At 39.7% G+C, this 20,317-nt stretch carries 21 protein-coding genes; 2 read left to right on the forward strand and 19 right to left on the reverse strand.

From position 1 onward, the window contains the following. Positions 1 to 4: 4 nt before the first annotated feature. From hisC to lpxB, 15 genes are all read right to left on the reverse strand, one after another. Positions 5 to 1,102: a histidinol-phosphate transaminase gene (gene hisC, locus CVT08_RS07115; RefSeq protein ID WP_107856016.1), complete on the reverse strand. Its 1,098-nt coding sequence runs from the start codon at positions 1,100 to 1,102 to the stop codon at positions 5 to 7. Continuing rightward, a complete protein-coding gene (gene pheA / locus CVT08_RS07120) occupies positions 1,102 to 2,181 on the reverse strand; it encodes a prephenate dehydratase (protein ID WP_107804942.1) in 1,080 nt (359 codons plus the stop codon). Before pheA ends, hisC begins: the two co-directional genes overlap by 1 nt. Next, on the reverse strand, positions 2,165 to 3,388 hold the full coding sequence (lysA, locus tag CVT08_RS07125) for a diaminopimelate decarboxylase (protein ID WP_103597389.1): 1,224 nt from the start codon (positions 3,386 to 3,388) through the stop codon (positions 2,165 to 2,167). Before lysA ends, pheA begins: the two co-directional genes overlap by 17 nt. A gap of 55 nt (positions 3,389 to 3,443) precedes the next feature. Further along, positions 3,444 to 4,508 carry an LptF/LptG family permease gene (locus CVT08_RS07130; protein ID WP_107856017.1) on the reverse strand — a complete coding sequence of 355 codons (1,065 nt, stop codon included), beginning with the start codon at positions 4,506 to 4,508 and terminating at the stop codon, positions 3,444 to 3,446. Beyond that, positions 4,505 to 5,053, reverse strand: coding sequence for an aminoacyl-tRNA hydrolase (gene pth, locus CVT08_RS07135; RefSeq protein ID WP_107856018.1), 549 nt, complete (start codon positions 5,051 to 5,053; stop codon positions 4,505 to 4,507). Before pth ends, CVT08_RS07130 begins: the two co-directional genes overlap by 4 nt. 11 nt (positions 5,054 to 5,064) lie before the next feature. After that, positions 5,065 to 5,601, reverse strand: a complete 537-nt coding sequence (locus tag CVT08_RS07140; RefSeq protein WP_002939542.1) for a 50S ribosomal protein L25/general stress protein Ctc — start codon at positions 5,599 to 5,601, stop codon at positions 5,065 to 5,067. Between the two features lie 67 nt (positions 5,602 to 5,668). Then, entirely contained in the window at positions 5,669 to 6,829 is a 1,161-nt protein-coding gene (locus tag CVT08_RS07145; RefSeq protein ID WP_021087845.1) for a type IV pilus twitching motility protein PilT, read from the reverse strand. Beyond that, a complete protein-coding gene (locus tag CVT08_RS07150; RefSeq protein ID WP_107856019.1) occupies positions 6,829 to 7,821 on the reverse strand; it encodes a transaldolase in 993 nt (330 codons plus the stop codon). Before CVT08_RS07150 ends, CVT08_RS07145 begins: the two co-directional genes overlap by 1 nt. A 4-nt stretch (positions 7,822 to 7,825) precedes the next feature. Next, positions 7,826 to 8,452 carry a phosphoserine phosphatase SerB gene (gene serB / locus CVT08_RS07155; protein ID WP_107856020.1) on the reverse strand — a complete coding sequence of 209 codons (627 nt, stop codon included), beginning with the start codon at positions 8,450 to 8,452 and terminating at the stop codon, positions 7,826 to 7,828. A gap of 8 nt (positions 8,453 to 8,460) precedes the next feature. Next, positions 8,461 to 8,958 carry a chemotaxis protein CheW gene (locus CVT08_RS07160; RefSeq protein WP_021087872.1) on the reverse strand — a complete coding sequence of 166 codons (498 nt, stop codon included), beginning with the start codon at positions 8,956 to 8,958 and terminating at the stop codon, positions 8,461 to 8,463. Positions 8,959 to 8,968: 10 nt separating this feature from the next. Continuing rightward, positions 8,969 to 11,320, reverse strand: coding sequence for a hybrid sensor histidine kinase/response regulator (locus tag CVT08_RS07165; RefSeq protein ID WP_107856021.1), 2,352 nt, complete (start codon positions 11,318 to 11,320; stop codon positions 8,969 to 8,971). Positions 11,321 to 11,328: 8 nt separating this feature from the next. Continuing rightward, on the reverse strand, positions 11,329 to 12,282 hold the full coding sequence (locus CVT08_RS07170; RefSeq protein ID WP_012001425.1) for a chemotaxis protein: 954 nt from the start codon (positions 12,280 to 12,282) through the stop codon (positions 11,329 to 11,331). After that, positions 12,282 to 13,073 carry a UDP-2,3-diacylglucosamine diphosphatase gene (locus CVT08_RS07175; RefSeq protein ID WP_107856022.1) on the reverse strand — a complete coding sequence of 264 codons (792 nt, stop codon included), beginning with the start codon at positions 13,071 to 13,073 and terminating at the stop codon, positions 12,282 to 12,284. Before CVT08_RS07175 ends, CVT08_RS07170 begins: the two co-directional genes overlap by 1 nt. Positions 13,074 to 13,135: 62 nt before the next feature. Further along, positions 13,136 to 13,621, reverse strand: coding sequence for a transcription elongation factor GreA (greA, locus tag CVT08_RS07180; protein ID WP_012001423.1), 486 nt, complete (start codon positions 13,619 to 13,621; stop codon positions 13,136 to 13,138). A 3-nt stretch (positions 13,622 to 13,624) separates the two neighbouring features. After that, a complete protein-coding gene (gene lpxB / locus CVT08_RS07185) occupies positions 13,625 to 14,659 on the reverse strand; it encodes a lipid-A-disaccharide synthase (protein ID WP_107856023.1) in 1,035 nt (344 codons plus the stop codon). A gap of 102 nt (positions 14,660 to 14,761) precedes the next feature. On the opposite strand from lpxB, the gene surE reads away from it, so the two are divergent. Both surE and CVT08_RS07195 read left to right on the forward strand, forming a co-directional pair. Further along, positions 14,762 to 15,538, forward strand: a complete 777-nt coding sequence (gene surE, locus CVT08_RS07190; protein WP_107856024.1) for a 5'/3'-nucleotidase SurE — start codon at positions 14,762 to 14,764, stop codon at positions 15,536 to 15,538. Further along, complete coding sequence (locus CVT08_RS07195; RefSeq protein WP_103607942.1) at positions 15,528 to 16,184, forward strand: tRNA threonylcarbamoyladenosine dehydratase; 657 nt, start codon at positions 15,528 to 15,530, stop codon at positions 16,182 to 16,184. The genes surE and CVT08_RS07195 overlap by 11 nt, the downstream gene beginning before the upstream one ends. Before the next feature lie 869 nt (positions 16,185 to 17,053). On the opposite strand, the gene CVT08_RS07200 is transcribed toward CVT08_RS07195, so the two are convergent. The 4 genes from CVT08_RS07200 to CVT08_RS07215 are packed head-to-tail and all read right to left on the reverse strand — an operon-like array spanning position 17,054 to position 20,316. Beyond that, on the reverse strand, positions 17,054 to 17,647 hold the full coding sequence (locus tag CVT08_RS07200; protein ID WP_103642954.1) for a DUF4304 domain-containing protein: 594 nt from the start codon (positions 17,645 to 17,647) through the stop codon (positions 17,054 to 17,056). A gap of 24 nt (positions 17,648 to 17,671) precedes the next feature. Beyond that, positions 17,672 to 18,238 (reverse strand): elongation factor P, encoded by a 567-nt coding sequence (gene efp / locus CVT08_RS07205; RefSeq protein WP_004317246.1) that lies wholly within the window; start codon positions 18,236 to 18,238, stop codon positions 17,672 to 17,674. 21 nt (positions 18,239 to 18,259) lie between these two features. Next, positions 18,260 to 19,840 (reverse strand): phosphoglycerate dehydrogenase, encoded by a 1,581-nt coding sequence (serA, locus tag CVT08_RS07210; RefSeq protein ID WP_230855973.1) that lies wholly within the window; start codon positions 19,838 to 19,840, stop codon positions 18,260 to 18,262. Continuing rightward, positions 19,834 to 20,316: a hypothetical protein gene (locus CVT08_RS07215; protein ID WP_107856026.1), complete on the reverse strand. Its 483-nt coding sequence runs from the start codon at positions 20,314 to 20,316 to the stop codon at positions 19,834 to 19,836. The genes serA and CVT08_RS07215 overlap by 7 nt, the downstream gene beginning before the upstream one ends. Position 20,317 lies beyond the last annotated feature (1 nt).

A 20,317-nucleotide genomic window follows, 5' to 3' on the forward strand; every position in this document is an offset into this window, starting at 1 on the left:
ATCCCTACTTTAAAATTTGCTTTAACTCTTCAAAAACTCTATCGTTTTGCCATGCCTGACCGATGGTGATTCTCACCGCATTTAAGGCATAGCTTTTTAAATCTCGTAAAATTATACCTTTTTTTAGCATCTTTTCGCATATCTGGCTTGATTTTGGCTCATTAAATTTAAATGTGATGAAATTTGTATAGCTTGGGATAAACTCAATGCCATTTTGCCTTGCAAATTCCTCATATCTATTCATCTGCTCGAAGTTGTTTTGCATAGTTTTTTGCACAAATTCATCATCACCAAGTGCTACGATCGCTGCTCTTAAGCTTGGAGTTGTGATGTTAAAAGGGGCTCTTAGCTTTGAAAGTGCGCCTATGATCTCTTCATTTGCCACGCCGTATCCAACACGCATGCCACCAAGCGCATAGGCCTTTGAGAAAGTGCCAAGGTAGATGGCATTTTTAAATTTCACCACCTCGCTTGGCTTTATCTCTTTTTTGCTATCTTTAAATTTAGCAAATTCGTTGTAGGCACAATCAAGCACCACAAGCGTATTTTCACCAATGTTTTTTATAAATTTATAGACCTCATCGGCATCAATGCACTCGCCTAATGGGTTATTTGGCAAGCAAAGAAAAATGACAGAGATTTCATCTTTGTGTGCGTTATAAATTTCTAAAAACTCATTCAAATTATGCTCCACGCTCTTTGTGCGGTAAATTTTAGCCCCAGTTTGTTTTGCATAAATTTCATACATCGCAAATGTCACGCCAGCCATCAAAACGCCACTTTGCTTGTTTGCCTTTGCATGAAGCGCATACTCTATGATCTGGTCGCTTCCAGAGCCGATGATTAGGTTTTTGCTAGTTACGCCAAATTTCTTAGCCAGCCCCTCTTTTAGCTCAAAGTAGCTATCATCTGGATAGAGATGTGCATTTTTAGCGACCTCTTTTAGCGCCTCTTCTACGCGTTTGCTAGTGCCAAAAGGGTTTTCATTGCTCGCTAGCTTTATCACATCTTTTGCCTCGATGCCAAACTCCCTAACTACAAGCTCGATCGGCTTTCCAGCCTCGTAATTTACTAGATCATCTAAAAAGTCATTAAATTTCATTACTCTTCTCCGTTTAAATAGCTTCCAAGCCACGTTATCTCAGCGCCGCTCTCTTTTGCGAGCTCAAAGGCGTTTTGCACCTTCTCATCGTCGATATGCCCTTCAAAGTCAAGGTAAAAAATTGACTTAAATTCGCGCTGCTTTATAGGACGTGACTCAAGTTTTGTGATATTGATATTCTCATTTTTAAAGATAGAAAGCAGATCAGCAAGGCGACCTGGACTGTGATCAGTCTTTGCTAGGATCGAAGTTTTTGAATTTTCAACCTTGGCGTTTTTAAAATCACTTAAGATCAAAAATCTCGTTCTATTTGCCATATTATCTTCAATAGTCTCATAGACGATTGGCACATTGTAAATTTTAGCTGCGATTTTTGAGCAAATGGCGGCTGATTCTCTATCCATAGATGCCATATATGCAGCTGCTGAGGTTGATTTTGCTGGGACAAATTCGACCTCATTTAACAAGTGATCCTCTAAAAATTTACGGCACTGGTTGTAGCCTTGCGGATGCGAGTAAATTCGCTTTATCTCTTTTAAATTTTCATTTATGCTAACAAAGCTGTGATGGATATCTACGTAGAGCTCTGCCACTATCTTTATATCATCAAATTTACTCAAACAATCAAGCGTAGCTCCAACAGCGCCTTCAGTGTTGTTTTCGATAGGCACGACACCGTATTTTGCCTCTTTTTGAGCTAGCTTTGTAAAAACTGCCTCGATCGTAGCAAGTGGTAAATATGCACTCATCGCGCCAAATCTACTTTGCGCCGCTTGATGTGTATAAGTGCCCTCAGGTCCTAGATAGACGATCTTTTGAGGCATCTCTAAATTTCTACTAACAGCAAAAATTTCAAGATAAATGGCCTCGATCGCAGCCTTATTTAAGGCTTTATCTTTGCTAAGGCTAGTTAAGCGGTTTATGATAGCTCGCTCGCGCTCAGGACGATATATAGGCGTCCCAGTGGTTTGCTTTAGCTTGCCGATCTGCTCAACAAGCTTCATCCTCTCATTTAGTTTATTTAAGATGAGATCATCGATACTATCGATCTCTTTTCTAAGCTCATTTAGCTCTTGCATCAGCGCTCTCCAAAAACTCAATCTCAGGTGCCACGACGTCCTCAAAGCACTCACGTCTTCTTATCAGCCTATCTTTGCCATCAAGCACGCAAACTTCAGCGGCTCTGTTTCTTGTATTGTAGTTTGAGCTCATGCTAAATCCATAAGCTCCAGCCCCTTTAACCACGACTAGATCGCCACTCTTACACTCTGGCAGATTGATATCTTTTGCTAAAAAGTCACCGCTTTCACAAACTGGACCGACCACATCGCAAGCGCCTAAATTTTCATCCTTGCCATCGACAAAAATTTTGTGATGCGCGCCATAAAGGCTTGGTCTTATAAGATCATTCATCGCGCCATCAGTGATGACAAATCTCTTTTTGCCGTTAAATTTTTCATATAAAACACTTGCGACAAAGTAGCCAGCATTGCCCACGATAAAGCGTCCTGGCTCACAAACGATGGTCACATCTTGACCTTTTAGTGCGCCTAAAATTCCTTGTGCGTAGTCGTATAAATTTATCTCTTTTTCATCGTTGTAGATGATGCCAAGTCCGCCGCCAACATCAAAGAATTTGATATCGATCTCAAGCGCTCTTAGCTCTCTTAAAAGCTCGCTTACGATCTTTGCAGCGTCTATTATCGGGCTTAGTGAAGTTAGCTGCGAGCCGATGTGAAAGTGTATGCCAGTTGGCTCAAGAAACTCTGATGCTTTAGCGTGGATATACATCTTTTTAGCCGTCTGCGCATCGACGCCAAATTTGTTTTCATTTAGCCCTGTCGAGATATATGGGTGAGTTTTTGCATCAACACCAGGATTTACCCTGATGCTAATCCTAGCCTTTAAATTTAGCCCTTTTGCAATCTCTTCAAGCCTTAAAAGTTCGGCAAAACTCTCAACATTTATCAGCAAAATTTCATTTTCTAAAGCCTCTTTTAGCTCTTCATCGCTCTTGCCAACGCCGCTAAAGATGATCTGATATCTCTTAGCACCTGCAAGAAGCGCTCTTTTGACCTCGCCGATGCTTACGCAGTCAAATCCAGCTCCAAGATCAGCCAGAAATTTTAAAACACTTAAATTTGAGTTTGCTTTTACAGCGTAGCAAACTAGAGATTTTCTAGCGTAAAATGCGTTTTTTAGCGCCTCATAGCGCTCTTTAATGTAGTTAAAATCATAAACGTAAAGTGGGGTTTTGTATTTGCTTGCAAGCTCTTTAAAATCCATAAAATAGCCTTTTTTAAAATGGCTTGATTTTACAAAAAAGTTGCCAAAATTTGGCTTAACGATGCGATTTTATGAGATAAATGGCGTATGCAAAAAGCAAAATAACTGGAAGCACCATGCCGATCTCTGGCAAGATGACTGAGGTTTGAGCAAATTTGGTTAAGATAAAGAGAAGTCCCCAAACTACGAGAGTTATGACGACAAAGATAAATGTTGAGAGTGCGAGGTTAAAAAACCTGCCGGTCACTGGCAAATGATAGTAAAAAATAAGCAATAAAAATGGCGCAAAAAATGGTGTGATAGCAAGGTTATAAAATGCCGTTCTTGCGCTGTCTAGCCCTATGCCTTCGTTTTTAAATGTCTTTATGAAATTTATCGCATCAGGTATGTTAAATTTCGAGTTTTCAACGCTTGCAGCACTCTCAATGCTCTTTGGCTTAAAGCCTCTTAACGCATCTAAATTTTCGCTTTTTACCTTGCTAAAGCCATTTTCGCCAAGCTCTAAGCTTTGAGGCAAAAAGGTCTGATTTACATCCTCTAAAACCCACTCATTGTCTTTAAATTTAGCGTGGTTGGCAAAGGTTGTTGAGAGCAAGTCAGTGCCATTAATGTCAAAAATTCTCACGTCATTTGCCCTTTGTTTGGCTGAGTTTAGCTCTTTTATATAGATAAATTTACCTTCAAATTTCAAAAATGAGTCGTTTGTGCTTTTTGAAAAAGCGGTATTTTTTGCAATGCTTTTTTGATAATCATGCGCATAAGCAAATGGCGTAAAATTTAGCCCGACATAAAAAATAGTCACAAAAAGTGCGATGAGAAATGGTGGCAAAATGAGCTTGTTTTTGCTGATGCCAAGAGCATAAAAGCTGATTAGTTCGTTTGAGCGAACCATATTTACATGCAAAATTATTAACGCGAAAATGAGCGAAAGTGGCAAAACGTAGCTAATGGCACTTAGCGCAGTAAGACCAACGTAGAGTAGCTGAAGGTTCGCAGATGGCGGCAGATCTTTTAAATTTGTAAGCAGATCGATGCCAACATAAAATAGCTCAAGCGCTAAAAATACGATAAGAAAAGATTTTATATAGACCCAGCCAACGTATCTGGCGTATAGTTTCATTTGATAAGACCTTTTTTTACCGTAAATTTTTGTGAAATTTCGTTGATGTCGCTCTTTAGCAGCTCACAAACCGCATTTTTTGTATAGGCTAAAATTTCATCTAAAGCCTTTTTTTCTTCATCGCTAAACTCTCCAAGGACGAAATTTTTAGCATCGCCCTCATGCCCTATGCCAACGCGCACTCTTTCGTAGTCGTTGCCTATTAGATTATCGATCGATTTTATGCCGTTATGTCCGCCGCTACTGCCGCCTTTTTTAAATTTAACCGCGCCAAAACTAAGATCAAGATCGTCGTGGATGACGATGATCCTATCTGGCTTATAAAAGTCTTTTACTGCTTTAACACTTTGACCTGAGAGGTTCATAAAGGTCGTTGGTTTTAGCAAGATAATGTCGTTAAATTTAAAAACTTCGCCTTGAAATTTAGCTGAGCTAACATCTTTGAAATTTGAGTCTTTTAGGAGGTCTATAAGCATAAAGCCTATGTTGTGTCTAGTATTTTCGTATTTGGAGCCAGGATTGCCCAGCCCCGTTATTAGTGTCACAAAAGCCCTTTTTATTTAGCTTTAATAACTCCAAGTACCGCAACACGGTCAGCGTCAATGATAGTAACGCCTTTAGGAGCTGTGATATCACGAACCAAAATCGTATCATCAATGTCAAGTTTGCTTACATCAACATCAAATGAATTTGGTAAATTTTCAGCCGTGCATTTTACGCAAAGACGTCTTTTTGACTGTATCAAAACGCCCTTATTTTTAAGACCAATAGGTGTTCCAACTGGCTTAACCGGGATCATATATTTTGATAAAACGCCTGGAAGTGCTACTTTTAGATCCACGTGTTTAAGATCGCTTGTAACAACATCTCTTTGGTAATCAACAATAACGACATTATAAACTTTTCCGCCTACTTTTACATCAAAAGCAAGGCTCTCTTTTTTGCGCGCTTCTTTAATAAAGTCATTTACTTTAAAAGCAGCTGCAACATTCTCTAATCCCTTGCCATAAATGTTGGCGATTAGATAACCATCTCTTCTCAAAGCCTTCGCAGACTTCTTACCGATACTCTCTCTAACGATTCCTTCTAACATCGTTTTCCTTTCATAAAAAATAGGTGCTGATTTTATCTAATGCTTTATAAATTTCAGATAAAGCTTACTAAATTTCTTTAAGTGCGATCACTTCAGGTTGATCTTGTTTGCTTTGAGGTTTGCCAAAATTTACACCATTTTCAAAGCTAAAACCTGCTACATTTGAGCTTTTTATCTTAAGCTGTAAATCACCCCTGTTACTAGCATTATCAAGCGCTACTTCGGCACTAATTATCTTATTTTCATAAAGTTCAAGCAGGTGCTGGTCAAAAGTTTGCATGCCGTAAGTATTTTTTGACTCAGCTATGGCAAGATCGATCTCGTCAAATTTCTCTTCAGATATGAGCTCTTTTATGCGGGTATTTTTTCTCATGATCTCGACTGCTGGGCGTCTTGTGCCAAAAAGCGTCTTAACTAGCCTTTGTGAGATGACGCAAGCAAGCACTGAAGAGAACATAAGGCTGACCTTATCTCGCTCACCTTGTGGGAAGCTATTTACTATTCTATTTACACTCTCTTTTGCATCAAGTGTGTGAAGTGTCGAAAGCACCAAGTGTCCAGTCTCAGCAGCTCTAATGGCAGTCTCAATCGTCTCAAGATCTCTCATCTCACCAACCAAAATGATGTCAGGATCTTCTCTTAATGAAGCCCTTAGCGCATCTGAGAAATTTAGCGCATCTGCCCCGATAGAGCGCTGATTTATTATGCTTTTATCGTCGTTAAATACGTATTCAATCGGATCTTCGATAGTCACGATGTGCGATCTTTTTGTCTGGTTTATGAAATTTATCATACTTGCAAGCGTTGTCGTCTTGCCACTTCCAGTTGGGCCAGTTACTAAGATGATACCACGAGTGGTCTCTGTGCAAATTTTTTCTATCACGCTTGGTAAATTTAGATCTTTTATGGTTGGAATTTTCGTTGGAGTGACACGAAATACAGCAGAAATTCCATTTATCTGCAAAAACATATTTACACGAAAGCAGTACTCATCATTTAGTTTATAAGAAAAATCTATATCTTTTTTATCCATAAACTCATCAAATTTAGCCCCCAAAAGCTCATTTGCTATAGCTACCGCATCACTTGGGTCTAAATTTTCTTCGCTAAGTGGCATGATCTCACCATTAAATCTCCCATAAACAAGGCTTGCAGACTTTAGATGAAGATCGCTGCCGCCTTTATCTACTAAAGAGCACAGATATGAGTCTAGGTCTTGTTTGGTCATTAAAGTGATTTCATAATTTCATCAAATGCTGCAACAAACTGCTTCAAACCGTCATTTAAAAGCTCTTTATAAGTAGCATTTATGTCGATATCATTATTTTTTATGATGTGGAAAAAGCTTGAGATATTTTCTTTGCTAGGAGCATTTTTTGCCTCAGCTTTTTCTTTTATAAATTCTTTTATCGTCTCTATCGGAGCTGTGTTTATAGAGTTTTTATACATTAGCTCCCTAACGTAATAATCCCCTCTTAAGCTCCCACCTTTTACACCTGTGCTTGCAAAAAGTGTTCTTACGTTCTCTAAGCCAAAATCCTCAATGATATGATAGATATTTGCAGCATTCATTATGCCGATCTGCCCTGTTGGCAAGCTCTTTGCAGACATTGTCTCATCAAGCTTTCTATCAAATCTACTAACAAAAACGCTGATAACGCCTTTTGGCATAGTGGTATCCACAAAGCGGCTTGCGTAAGCTTTACTGCCCTCTTTAAAAGCCTCTAGGCAGTTTTTAGCCTGATCTGGCGAGAAAATGAGTGTCGCATTTACGCTGATGCCTCTTGCCATGAGCGCACTCATCGCCTCATAGCCCTCTTTTGTAGCTGGGATTTTTATCATTACATTTGGCATTGAGATGAGACTATAAAGCCTGATGCCCTCTTCTATCGTAGCAGCTGTATCACCACTTAAATTTGGATCAACCTCTATACTAACAAAGCCATCATCGCCATTTGCGTAGTTTTTTAGCATTTTACATGCGGCTATCTTGATATCTTGGGTCGCTAAAATTTCATAGAGGTCTTTTGGGTGACGCTTGTTGCTATTTTGTATGATCTGTTTGTAAGCAGGTGATGCAAAAGCTGTTTTAAAGATAGCTGGGTTGCTTGTAGCTCCGTTTATAACGCCTTTTTCTAATAAAGAGTTGAATTCATTTTGTAAAAAATCTCTCTCTATAAAGTCACACCAAAGAGAAAATTTAGCTTCATTGTCATACATTTTTTTACCTTATAAAATTTAAAATTTCACGCAGATCCTTGACATCCACGCAATGCGTCGCCTCTTTTTTTAAAATTTCTTTCGCACAAAAGGCAATCTTTAGATCACATTTTCTAAACATAGACACATCGTTAGCTCCGTCGCCAACGCACATGATCTCACTTTTATCTAAATTTAATAGCTCCTTTAAGCGATCTATCATCTCACCTTTTGAGCTACCAAACATCATCTCTCCGCCAACTTCACCTGTTAAAATTCCATCTTTATGGTGCAAAATATTTGCAAAATTTGCGTCAAATTTAAGTTTTTCTTGCATCTTATCAGTCGCGATGTGAAAACCACCACTAAAAACCACGACTTTTATGCATTTTTGCTTTAGAGCGTCTATAAGCTCGCTAGCTCCTGGCATGATAGGTAAATTTTTACAAATTTCATCTGCCTTTGAGAGTGGCATTCCTTTTAAAAATTTTACTCTTGCTGTAAGACTTTCAAAAAAATCAAGTTCGCCGTTCATAGAACGCTTCGTTATGCTAGCCACCTCATCGCTGGCGTTATTGGCGGCGGCGAGAATATCGATCGTCTCGCCGTCCATTATCGTAGAGTCAAAGTCAAAAACACAAAGTTTTATCAAGCTATGCCCTAAAAATCACGCTTTAAAAGGCTTTCAACCTTTAAAATCGTAAGGATATTTTGATCGCGTTTGCCGATACCATAGATCATGCCTTTGTCTTTTACCAAAGTCTCTGGCGGCGGATCGATCCTGTTACGGTCTATTCTGATAGCCTCCGTCAAGCGGTCTATCACGAAGCCTGCGATGTTATCCTCATCTTTCATGACGATATATCTTGTGTTTGAGCTTTGTTTTGTAACATTTAGTGAAAAACGTTTTCTCAAATCAATAAGAGGGATAACGTTTCCACGCAAGTTAAATACACCAAGGACATAGTCAGGCACACTAGGAACACGGGTGTATTCGATAGGTTTGATTATCTCTTGGATATTTAAAATAGGTATCGCATACTCTTCCTCGCCAACAACAAAGCCTACTAATTGGACTATATCTTCGTTGTTTTTTATCTCAGGCTCGTCAATTTGCTGTTTTTGTTTGCTTAAAACTTGGTTTAGTTTATCATTCATCGCCTAACCCCTAACCTAATTTAATATTTTTTCTAACAACGTTTTCAAGGTATTCTGACGAATATGGTTTTGTGATATATTCAGTCATACCAACCTCTACTCCGCGCAATCTATCAGTTTTAGACGTTCTTGATGTTACTGCTATTAGCGGTAAAGTACGATACTTAGAGTATTTGCGAATTTCACCAGCTAGAGTATATCCGTCCATCCTTGGCATCTCAATATCGATTAGCACCGCATCAAAGGCATGCTCGCCTGATTTAATTATATTGAGTGCTTCTACTCCGTTAGTTGCTTCTATTATTGTGACGCCGATTGGCTCAAGCGATTTTTGCATGATGGTTCTATCCATCTTAGAGTCATCAACGATTAGGACCTTATAATCGCTTGGTTTCTCTTTTGCTTTAGCACTATCTTCCATTTCGGCTCTAATATTTACCTTAATATCCTTTGCCATCTCCATCATAGCACCAACGTCTATGATAAGAGTTACGCGGCCATCGCCTCTTATAGTAGCTCCAGCGATGCCTGGGATATTTTGTAAATAATCACCCATTGATTTAATAACGATCTCTTCTTGACCGACTAATGTATCTACTATGATGCCCAGTTTTGCCTCGGCAACGCCGATGATAACTACATAAGTTTGATCTCCGCCGTCAAAGACTTTATTGACACCAAAGACATCTGAAAGTCTAACAAGAGACAAGACCTCATCTCTTAGTCTTAAAACGTTTTTGCCATCGATCGTATAGATATCATCGATAGGTACGCGAACAGTTTCAAGAACGCTCGCAAGTGGTATCGCATAAAATTCCTCTTGTGTTCCAACAAGAAGTGATTGAATGATCGCAAGTGTAAGTGGAATTTTAAGCTTCATAACTGTGCCTTTTCCAACTTCACTCTCGATATCAATGATACCATTTAGCTTTTCGATATTTGTCTTAACGACGTCCATACCAACGCCACGACCAGATACGTTTGTAACCTTTGCTGCAGTTGAAAATCCTGGCTTAAATATAAGACCAAAAGCCTCTTTTTCGCTCATCGCATCAGCTTCTCGCTCAGTGATGATGCCTTTTTCTATAGACTTAGCTTTAAGCATATCAGCATCTAAGCCCTTACCATCATCAACTATCTCAACAACGATATGGTTGCCCTCGTTGTAAGCTTTTAGCTGAACAAGGCCTTTTTCAGGTTTGCCCATTGCCTTTCTTGTCTCAGGATCTTCGATGCCATGATCGCATGAGTTTCTGATGATATGAACTAGCGGATCGCCGATCTCTTCAACGATTGATTTATCAAGCTCAGTCTCTTCACCTGAAATTTCAAGGTCGATCTGCTTACCAAGGTCGCGGCTAAGATCACGTATCATACGTGGGAATTTATTAAAGACTTTTGCTATTGGAAGCATCCTTGTCTTCATAACAGCAAGTTGGATATCAGTCGTAACTAAACTTAGGCTTGATACTACTTGATTTAGCTCTTCTAAGAATTTCTCGCCCTCATATCTCTCTTCTACGTCATCATAAATTTTTAACAAGCGGTTTTTACCAAGAACAAGCTCACCGATTAAATTCATCAAGTGATCAAGTCTTTTTACTTCAACACGTATCGTTTGCTCTTGTGCTACTGCACTGTTACTACTAGCTGCTGGCACTTTTTTATCTGCATCTCTTTCTCTACTAGGAGCTGGCTTAGGTGCAGGTGCTGACGCAGCGCTTGTGGCTGGAGCTATCTCTTCAGGAGATTTTGGAGCTATGCCTTTTGAAGCACGTCTTGCTTGATCTTCAGCCTTTCTAACTTTTAAAAGTCTTTCTATCTCAGCTTCAACCTCAGAGTCGCTTAATTTTGAAAGCTCGGCATCGCTTACTTCAGGAGCTGCTTCTTCGGCTGGTGCGACAGGTTCTGGCTCTTTTACTGGCTCAGGTACTGGTGCGGCTGGAGCTTCTGCGGCTGCACTTGGTGCTTCACCTTCAGAAATTTGAGTAAGTCTTACACAAATATTTTTGATATCAATGCCAGCGGCTGCGTCACTACCGTTATCTCTAATGCTCTCAAGTAGTCCCTTCATCATATCAACTGACTCAAGAACAACGTCCATGATATCTGGAGTGATCTTTAGCTCGCCTTTTCTAGCTTTGTTTAAAACATCTTCCATGTGGTGAGTAAGCTCTGTTAAAACGTCAAAATTTAAAAAGCTTGAGCTACCTTTTACTGTGTGAGCAACACGGAAAATTCTATTTAAAAGCTCTAAGTCTTCAGGGTTTGCCTCTAGTTCAACAAGGTCATGGTCTATCTGCTCAATAAGTTCGAAAGCCTCTATTAAAAAGTCTTCCATTATTTCTTTCATATCATCCATACTTCACCTCACTTCGCAGATTTAGAATGTGCTTCAATCACTTTTAGCACCTCTTGATAAAATACACCAGCATCAAATTTTGTAAGATACGCAGCACCACCGGCTTCTTTACTCTTAACCTCACTAAATTCGTTGCTTAATGAAGAGTTAAACACAATCGGAACATCTTTAAATCTATCATCATTTTTAATAGTTGAAGCAAAGCGGTATCCATCCATTTGTGGCATTTCGATATCACTTAAGATAACTCTAAGCTCTTTTGTTAAGTTATCTCCATATCTTTGATAAAGCTCCTCCATCCTCTCTAAGCCCTCAACGCCGTTTTTAGCTTCAACTACGCTAAGGCCCATCTTCTCAAGTGCATCTTTTACTAGCTTTCTAGCAGTTGAGCTATCATCTAGAACTAAAGCAGCACCTTTGATCTTTTGATCGTCTGTTACGTCAAATTCGATCTTTGGTGAGTAAATTCCTAGCTCTTCAACGATGCTTTCAAGATCAAGAATGAGAAGTACTTCGTCGTTTTCTATTCTCGTTACACCTGTGATCTTGCCTTTATCTAGAGTACCAGCTCCAGCAGCAAAATTTGCAGGCTCTATGTCTTTCCAGTTTATACGTCTGATCCTCTTGGCCTCATGGACGATAAAACCGATCAATATACCGCTAAATTCAGCGATAATAACACGTGGCTTTATGACTACACCCTCAGTTGGCTCGACGATATTCATCCATCTTGCCAAATTTATAACAGGGATAACCACACCTCTTAAATCAAAAATTCCCTCGATATACTCAGGAACGCCAGGAAGCTCGGTAAGATTTGGCATCTTAATGATCTCCCGCACCTTTGCGACATTGACTCCGTATATTCCTTCATATACTTTGTTTTCGGCCTTTTTAAAGATACGAAAATCAACAAGTTCCATCTCGTTTGAGCCCGTTTTTAGTACGTTGTCTCCAAACATCAATGTCCTTTCAAACTCATTTTGAGCAAATTCAACTTTTGCTGGGCGTATTCTACAACAAAATAACTTTGCTCGCATGCAAAACAAGGTAAATTTATATAAAATCTATCGTAAATATCAAATAGCTCACCTTGATGATAGTGTCCCTCTATTACTATACTTGCGTCAAAGCCCTGCAAATGCTTGCTCATTAGCTCCTTGAAGTTTGAAATTTTATAGTGCAGATTTTTCTTAGTAAGTTTGGCTAGTATCGCTTTTGAAATTTTAAAATCCAAAATTTTATCAAGCGCGTTCATAAATTTCAAAAACCATCTAAGCCTTAAAAACCTAAGTGCGTACTTATCTATAAAAGGTAAAAATATATCTCCGTGCGCGATCTGGATGTGCTCACCGCCTATAGTTCTAAATTTCACTGGCTGAGTGCAAATGTCATAAACCTTTACCCCCTCAAAGCTTAGCCTCTCGCCTTTGTCCCAAAAATCTCTAGTTTTATTAAATAAATTTGAAAGTCTAAAATCGTGGTTGCCCTCGAAGTAAAAAATTTCAACCTTTTGTGAAATTTTATTTAAAAGACTTAAGTGCTCAGCGTAAAATTCTCTTGTATATTCGCCCTCGCCCGTTAAAAAATCAAATATATCACCAAGCAAGAAAATCTGTGGCGGCTCTTTGATCTCTCCGCTATCGACAGCGCGCAAGAATTTCAAAAATCCATCGCGGTTTATGTTTTCATGCGCATCAGCCAAAAAGATCGCGCCTTCTTTTATAACGGGGGCATATAGATATTCGCTCAAATTTTACCTTAATTAAAAATTAGCAGAGCCAAAAAGTAGTTTTAGCTCTTTGCCTCATCTTTTTAGTCAAATTTTATAGGTTTGTAGCAGATCTTAACGATCTCAACGTCGCTTCTGCCTTTTGGTAAATTTAGCGCGACCTCATCGCCCTCAGCCTTGCCTAAAAGCTGCTTTGCAAGAGGTGAGTTTATCGAGATATAGCCCTTGTCTAGGTCACTTTCGCTAACGCCAACTATCGTGTAAGTATGCTCAACCTCAGTCTCTTCGTCCATTATCGTCACACTTGAGCCAAACCTCACCCTATCATGCTCATAGCTACTTGGATCGATCACTTCTGCGTTTGCCAAAAGTGCGCTAAGCTCAGCGATCCTAGCGTCTATAAAGGCTTGCTTCTCTTTTGCGGCGTGATACTCAGCGTTTTCTTTTAGATCGCCATGGCTTCTTGCGATGTCGATCTCTGTTACGATTTGTGGGCGCTGCACTAGCCTTAGATCCTTTAGCTCAGCTTCTATCTTCTCGTATCCGTGCATTGTCATTGGTTCACTCATTTTTTACTCCATATTTTTTAAAATTTTTACTACATTTTTACTGCTGCCATGCCCTAGGTAGGCTCTTAGCTCATCGCAGCCTTTTAAGAATTTTTGCCTATCGCAGCTCTTGTAGGCTCTTAGCAAATTTTCAGCCGTTGCAAACTCTTGTATAAACTCCTCATGAAGCGGCTCTTTGCCCATGAAGTCAAACATTATATTTGCAAGTCCCGCGTGCTTGATCTTTACAAATTTTCTAGCGATGAAAACATCTATCGCTTTTGCCTTATATGCTAGCACAAATGGCGTGCCAATGAGCGCTGCTTCAAGCGTAGCAGTGCCAGAGCAAACAAAGGCAAAATCGCTCTCATACAAGGCTTCAGGCGTGTTTGAGACGATCTCAAAGTCGCTCACATCGCCATAAATTTCGCCCACTTTATCAAGCAAAAATGACGGCACTACAAGCAGTCTTTTTGCTTCTATCTTTTTAGCAAGCTCTCTATAAACTGGCATCAGCCTTGAAATCTCTGACCTTCTTGAACCTGGCAGAAAAGCCACTTTGCCGCTGCTACTTAGGCTAGTTTTTTTAAGCTTTATCTCATCCATCAAAGGATGACCCACGTAGATCGATCGGCTATAAAATTTTGCATCAAATGGCAGGATCGAAGCAAGGTTGTCACAATACCTCTCCACAACGCTCACTCTTTTTGGCTTCCACGCCCAAACTTGAGGCAAGATGTAGTATGTCACGGCTGCTTTTGCGCCAGCTGCTTTTATCGCCTTTGCAAGCGGCAGATTAAAGGCTGGACTGTCTATTAGCAGCATTGCATCAGCCTCTTTTGCCATCTGGCTCATCACTTTCATCGCCTTTTTTGCTTTAAAAATGAGTGGCAAAACCTCGACAAAGCCCATCGCTGAAAACTCGCTACTTTTCATATATGGCGTGCCAAGCTCTTCGCTAAAAATTCCCATTAGCTCAAATTCGCCCTCGAAATTTTTCAAAATTTCTTTTAAATGCAAATTTGCCGATGGCTCAAGAGCGGAGACTAAAATTTTCATTTACACACTTTCATCAGGTCTTTTTTTAGGGGCATTATACGCAAAAATTCTTTAAAATTTTAAGAAAGCTGTGATAAAATCCAAGCCTTTAAAGGATAAAATTTGAAAGAAATTTTGATAACAAATGACGATGGATTTGAGGCAACTGGCCTGCTTGCCTTAAAAGAAGCTTTGAGCGAGCTAGATGGTGTAAATGTCACGATCGTAGCTCCAAGCTCTGAAAAATCAGCCTGCGCTCACTCGCTAACTCTCACAAGGCCGCTTAGATTTATAAAACTTGATGATAACTTTTTTAAACTTGACGACGCAACGCCAAGCGACTGCGTCTATCTCGCACTTCACGCACTTTATAACAAAAAACCAGATCTAGTGATAAGCGGCATAAATCACGGGGCAAATTTGGGCGAAGATATAACCTATTCTGGTACGTGTGGAGCGGCGATGGAGGGCGTTTTACAGGGCATTAGAAGCATCGCTTTTTCGCAGTTTTATGAAAACAACTCGCTAAATGAATTTGGCTTTGAACTAGCAAAAGAGGTAGTAAAATTTATCGTACCAAAGGTGCTAAATGATGAAATTTCGCTAAATCAAAGAGAATTTCTAAATGTAAATATCCCAGCCACAACTAGCAAAAATTTCAAAGGTTATGCCGTCGTGCCAGCTGGCAGACGCACCTACGCCACGCATGCCACGCTTAATCGCAACCCAAGAGGCATCGAGTACTACTGGCTTGGAAACGCCGCACTTGAATACGAAAAAGGCGAGCCAAGCGACATCAGCAAGGTAAATGAGGGCTTTGCCACGATAACGCCCATAAAACTAAATATGACCTCATACGAGAGCTTGGAGAGCTTAAAAGGGAAATTTGATGCAAAATGATAGATTTACAAGGATAAGATGGCTCTTTGGCGAGGATGGTTTTAGCAAGCTTCAAAGCGCAAAAGTGCTAGTTTGCGGAGCTGGTGGTGTGGGCGGAATGTGCGTAGATGCGCTTGCTAGAAGCGGGGTCGGAAGCATCACGCTGATCGATAAAGACATCTTTGACGTGACAAATCAAAACCGCCAAATTTACAGCGAAAACGTAGGCGGCGTAAAGGTGGAGGAGTTTGCCAAAATTTATCCTTGCATCACGCCTATGCAGACGCTGATCACGCCTGAGTTTGTTGTTGGATTTGACTTTAGTAAATTTGACGTGGTGATCGATGCGATAGATGATATAGCTGCCAAGATCGCCCTTGCAAATGCGGTAGATCCTAACAAATTTATAGCCTCGATGGGTGGGGCAAAAAGGGTTGATCCAACCAAGATAAAGGTGGCCTGCGTTTGGAAAACATCGGTCGATCCACTAGCTAGAAAATATAGATATGAGCTCAAAAAATCAGGCTTTAGCGGTAAATTTGACGTGGTCTTTTCGGTTGAAGAGCCACTTTGCAAGCCACTTGGAAGCTTCATGGGCGTGACTGCTTGCTTTGGACTAAATTTAGCCTCATTAGCTGTTAAAAAGATAGTTGGGCAGCAAGTCTAAAATTACACTCCGAGCAAAATTTCAAATTAGAGCTGACATTTTTGGATATAAATTTAATAGTCAGCTCTACAATACACAAATTTAATAATCCAAGATGAGCAAATTCTAAAATTTCATGAATAGGCGAAGCCAAATTTTAGTAGTCAATCCTTGCGAGTGAATGAAATTTTAAAATTTGTAAAATAGTAAATTTCTATTTTTGAAATCCAGATTTTAAATTCATAAACTCTTTATCCAAAAGGGAGACAAGGGGACTCGAATTTTGCTTCTCAGGCTCACAACTGTAGGATAGACACAAAAACTCGTCCACTTATCCCACTTCTTTTTTAATCCCTCGTCTGCTTGCAGTTACAAGGTAAAGCCCGAGTAAAAACCCCTCGCACGTTAGAGGTGGCATGCGCGATAGCACTATAGTGCCGCATGCGTTTTGCTATCAAGTAAGTTTTCGCAAATTGAAAAATTTCATGAACGAGTAATTTCGGCTCTAAAATTTGAGCTAAGCTGCAAGCGAAGCCAAATTTTAGTAGTCAATCCTTGTGGGTGAATGGAATTTTAAAATTTGTAAAAATAGCTTGATTAAATTTGATTTATCCAAGAAGGAGACAAGGGGGGCTTAAATACGAAGCCGCCCCCTTATCTCCCTTTAAATACCTCAATCCTCTCGCACGTTCAAGATGTATGCTTTAATGCTGGTGCATCGCAAACCACAACAAATTTCTATTTTAAAATATGGCTTTAAATTTATAAGTCCTAAATTTTAGTAAGTAGCTTAAATAAATAAAAATTTAAAATAGGCGCAAAGTTTACATATTTATCTGATCGTATTTACTGTTTTTACAACCAAATGCGATTTATCATTTAAAATTTAACTAGCCTTTTTTATATTTTCTAAGTAGCTCATTTATCTGGTTTTCAAATTTGCTCCATCTTGCTTCACTGCCATGCTTTGCGAAGAGCCTTTTGGCATGAGAGATCAAAATTTCACTTTTGTCTTTTATTAAAAGATATTCATATATTTGATTTATCGCTGCAAGGCCGTTTTCTTCAAGTATTAGCTCTATTAAATTTTCTTCAGAGCTATTTTGCTCAAAAAATTTAAAAACAAAGCCAAGGTCATTTATTAAATTTTTATAAATTTTAGCCACGTCACTATCTGACTCTAGCTCGTAGTATGCAGCAGCTGTGCGAGTGATTTCATGTGCTCTAGCTCTAAAATGGCACTCATACTCTTTTGGCTTGCTAAGCGCTTCTTTGCCAAGAGTAGCCTCTATAAATGAGCCATAAATGCCGCAATTTATATAAAATCTCGTGCGCTCTAAGCTATTGCTGCTGCTTTTTTGAAAATTTACAACATAGATAAAATTTGGAGTATTTTTGTAGAAATTTAAAGCGCTCTTACTAAAGCCATTATCCTTAAATAGTGGCTTTAGAAGAGCGATAAGCTCGTCAAATTTCTCTTTCATAAATTTAACGTGCCAGATGTATGGTTATTTATTTGCGCGCTCGATGTACTCACCACGAACTGTATCAACGCGGATGACCTCGCCTTCTAGTACGTGAAATGGTATCTGAACTACCGCGCCACTCTCAAGAGTAGCTGGCTTTTTGCCGCCTTGTGTATCACCCTTGAAATTTGGTGGAGTTTCAACTATCTTTAGCTCGACTACTTGTGGCACTTCAACACCGATCGCGTTGCCATTGTGAAATAAAATTTCAACCATCATGCCATCGATCATCCACTTTTTAACATCACCCACATCCTCATCGCTGATCGCAACTTGCTCATAAGTAGTCGTGTCCATAAACTGGCAAAACTCGCCGTCGTCATAGAGATACTGCATCTCTTTCTCTTCAAGATGCGGCTGCTCGCACTTGTCACCTGCGTGAAAAGTCTTTTCAAGAACCTTTCCATCGACAAAAGATTTGATCTTTGCACGAACAAAAGCTGCACCCTTGCCCGGTTTAACGTGTTGATATTCTACGATTTTATAAGGAACGCCATCGATCTCGATCTTTAGTCCCTTTTTTAGATCGCCCATTGAATATGAAGCCATTTTTTATCCTTTCGTAATTTGTTATATAACTGCGTATTGAGCCCAAACACAAGCTTCAAGTGCGTTTAATCTCTCTAGCGTTTCTGTTTTTATATGTTCATCGACCAAGATGACCGCAAGCGCCATGCCGTGCTCATCTCTGCCAAGACGGAAGTCTGCGATGTTTATCTTCTCGTCAGCCAAAATTTTACTGATCTGAGCGATAACGCCCGGTACGTCGTGGTTTTTGAAGATGATCATCTTACCTTTTGGTTTAAAGTCAGTCTTAAAGCCATTTACGGTTACGATGCGTTGTTGATTTTCACCAAACACCGTGCCACCAACGCTTACGATGCCATTTTCAGTAGTAAGACGAACCGTGATCTTATTTTTAAAGATACTATCTCCACCTGTGCTAGTTTCGGTAGTTATGCCTTTTTCGTCGCATAAAAATTTAGCATTTACGTAGTTTATCGCATCGCCTAGACTCTCTTTTAGTGCGCCCACTATGGCAAATGTTAGCATTGAATTTGCATATTCGCTAATCTGCCCGTGAGTCTCTATACGGATAGCCTTGATAGCGCTTTTGTTTATCTGAGCTGCCAAGAAAGCCATCTTGCTTGTAAGATCTATATAAGGCTCAACAAACGGCGGTAGATCTTCTGTTTTTATAGGTAAATTTAAAGCGTTTGGATAGCTTATGCCGCGTGCTGCCAAGATAGCCTGCTCGACTGCCTCTACTGCGATGTTACGCTGCGACTCAAGGGTATTTGCCCCAAGATGTGGCGTGACACTTACATTATTTAGATCAAGAAGCGGATGGCTTGTCGCTGGCTCTTTTGTGAAAACATCGATACTAGCAAAAGCTACCTTACCGCTTTTTAGCCCCTCATATAGCGCCTCTTCGTTATAAAGGCCGCCCCTAGCGCAGTTTATAAGTCTTACGCCATCTTTCATCTTTGCTATCTCTTTAGCGCCGATCATATCGGTTGTCTCTTTGGTCTTTGGAGTGTGGATCGTGATGAAGTCACATGCCAAGATGTCATCAAAATTTTTAGTATAAGTGCCACCCATATCGATGACCTTAGATGGATCGATGTATGGATCGTAGGCAATGATATCCATGCCAAAAGCTTTTGCACGAGCTGCTACTCTTGAGCCGATGTTGCCAAAGCCGATCACGCCTAGTTTTTTCTTAAACAGCTCAACCCCATACCACTTCTCACGCTTCCAAATTCTATCTAGCTTTAGATCGTTGTGGGCGTATTCAAGTGATCTTGCAGCTGCCAGCATGTGAGCCATGGTTAGCTCAACTGCTGCGATAGTATTTGCGGTTGGGACGTTCATAGCGATGATGCCTCTTCTTGAACAGCCATCAATATCAACGTTATCCACGCCAACACCTGCTCTAACGATAGCTTTTAGTTTCTTACCAGCTTCTAAAAACGCCTCATTTACCTCAGTCGAGCTTCTAGTGATCGCCACATCAGCCTCGCCTAAAATTTTTAAAAGCTCATCTTTTGGAGTATTAACTGCGTCTATTACATTTATATCTTGTTCTTTTTTTAAAAGTTCAAAACCTACTGGGTGTATCGCATCGCAAACAATGATAGTTTTCATAATTTTACCTCTCTCACACTTGAGTGGATATCGTAAACTCTTAGCTGCAAAATGATATTTTGCAAAAGCCTTGAGTCTTGGGTATTTAAAAAGATCTGGCTCTTAGCCCCATCTCTTACTACAGTAAAATCAACCTCACTATTTCGCAAAGTCTGCATCAAGCAGAACATAGAGTAGATATCGTTTTTGTCTATCATAAGTTCGTATGCTGTGATCTTTGGCTTTTCTATCTTAGGTCGGTTGTATTCTATAAAAATTTCATTTACGGGCAATATGTAATCTTTTTTCTTAATAGTTGCCAGCTCGTTGATCCAGTTTTCACTGTCAGCTGTGCTTTTGGTTATATTTTGCTCGTTTGTTATATTGTTTTCTGGGATCTGGCTGAAATTTACGCTTGCAAATTTAACAAGATAAATTCCAACCAAACCTAATATCACAAAGAGCAGAACAACTACTAATAAAAGTGTGCGTCTGCCCATT

Source organism: Campylobacter concisus (genome assembly GCF_003048835.2).
Classification (GTDB): Bacteria; Campylobacterota; Campylobacteria; order Campylobacterales; family Campylobacteraceae; genus Campylobacter_A; species Campylobacter_A concisus_D.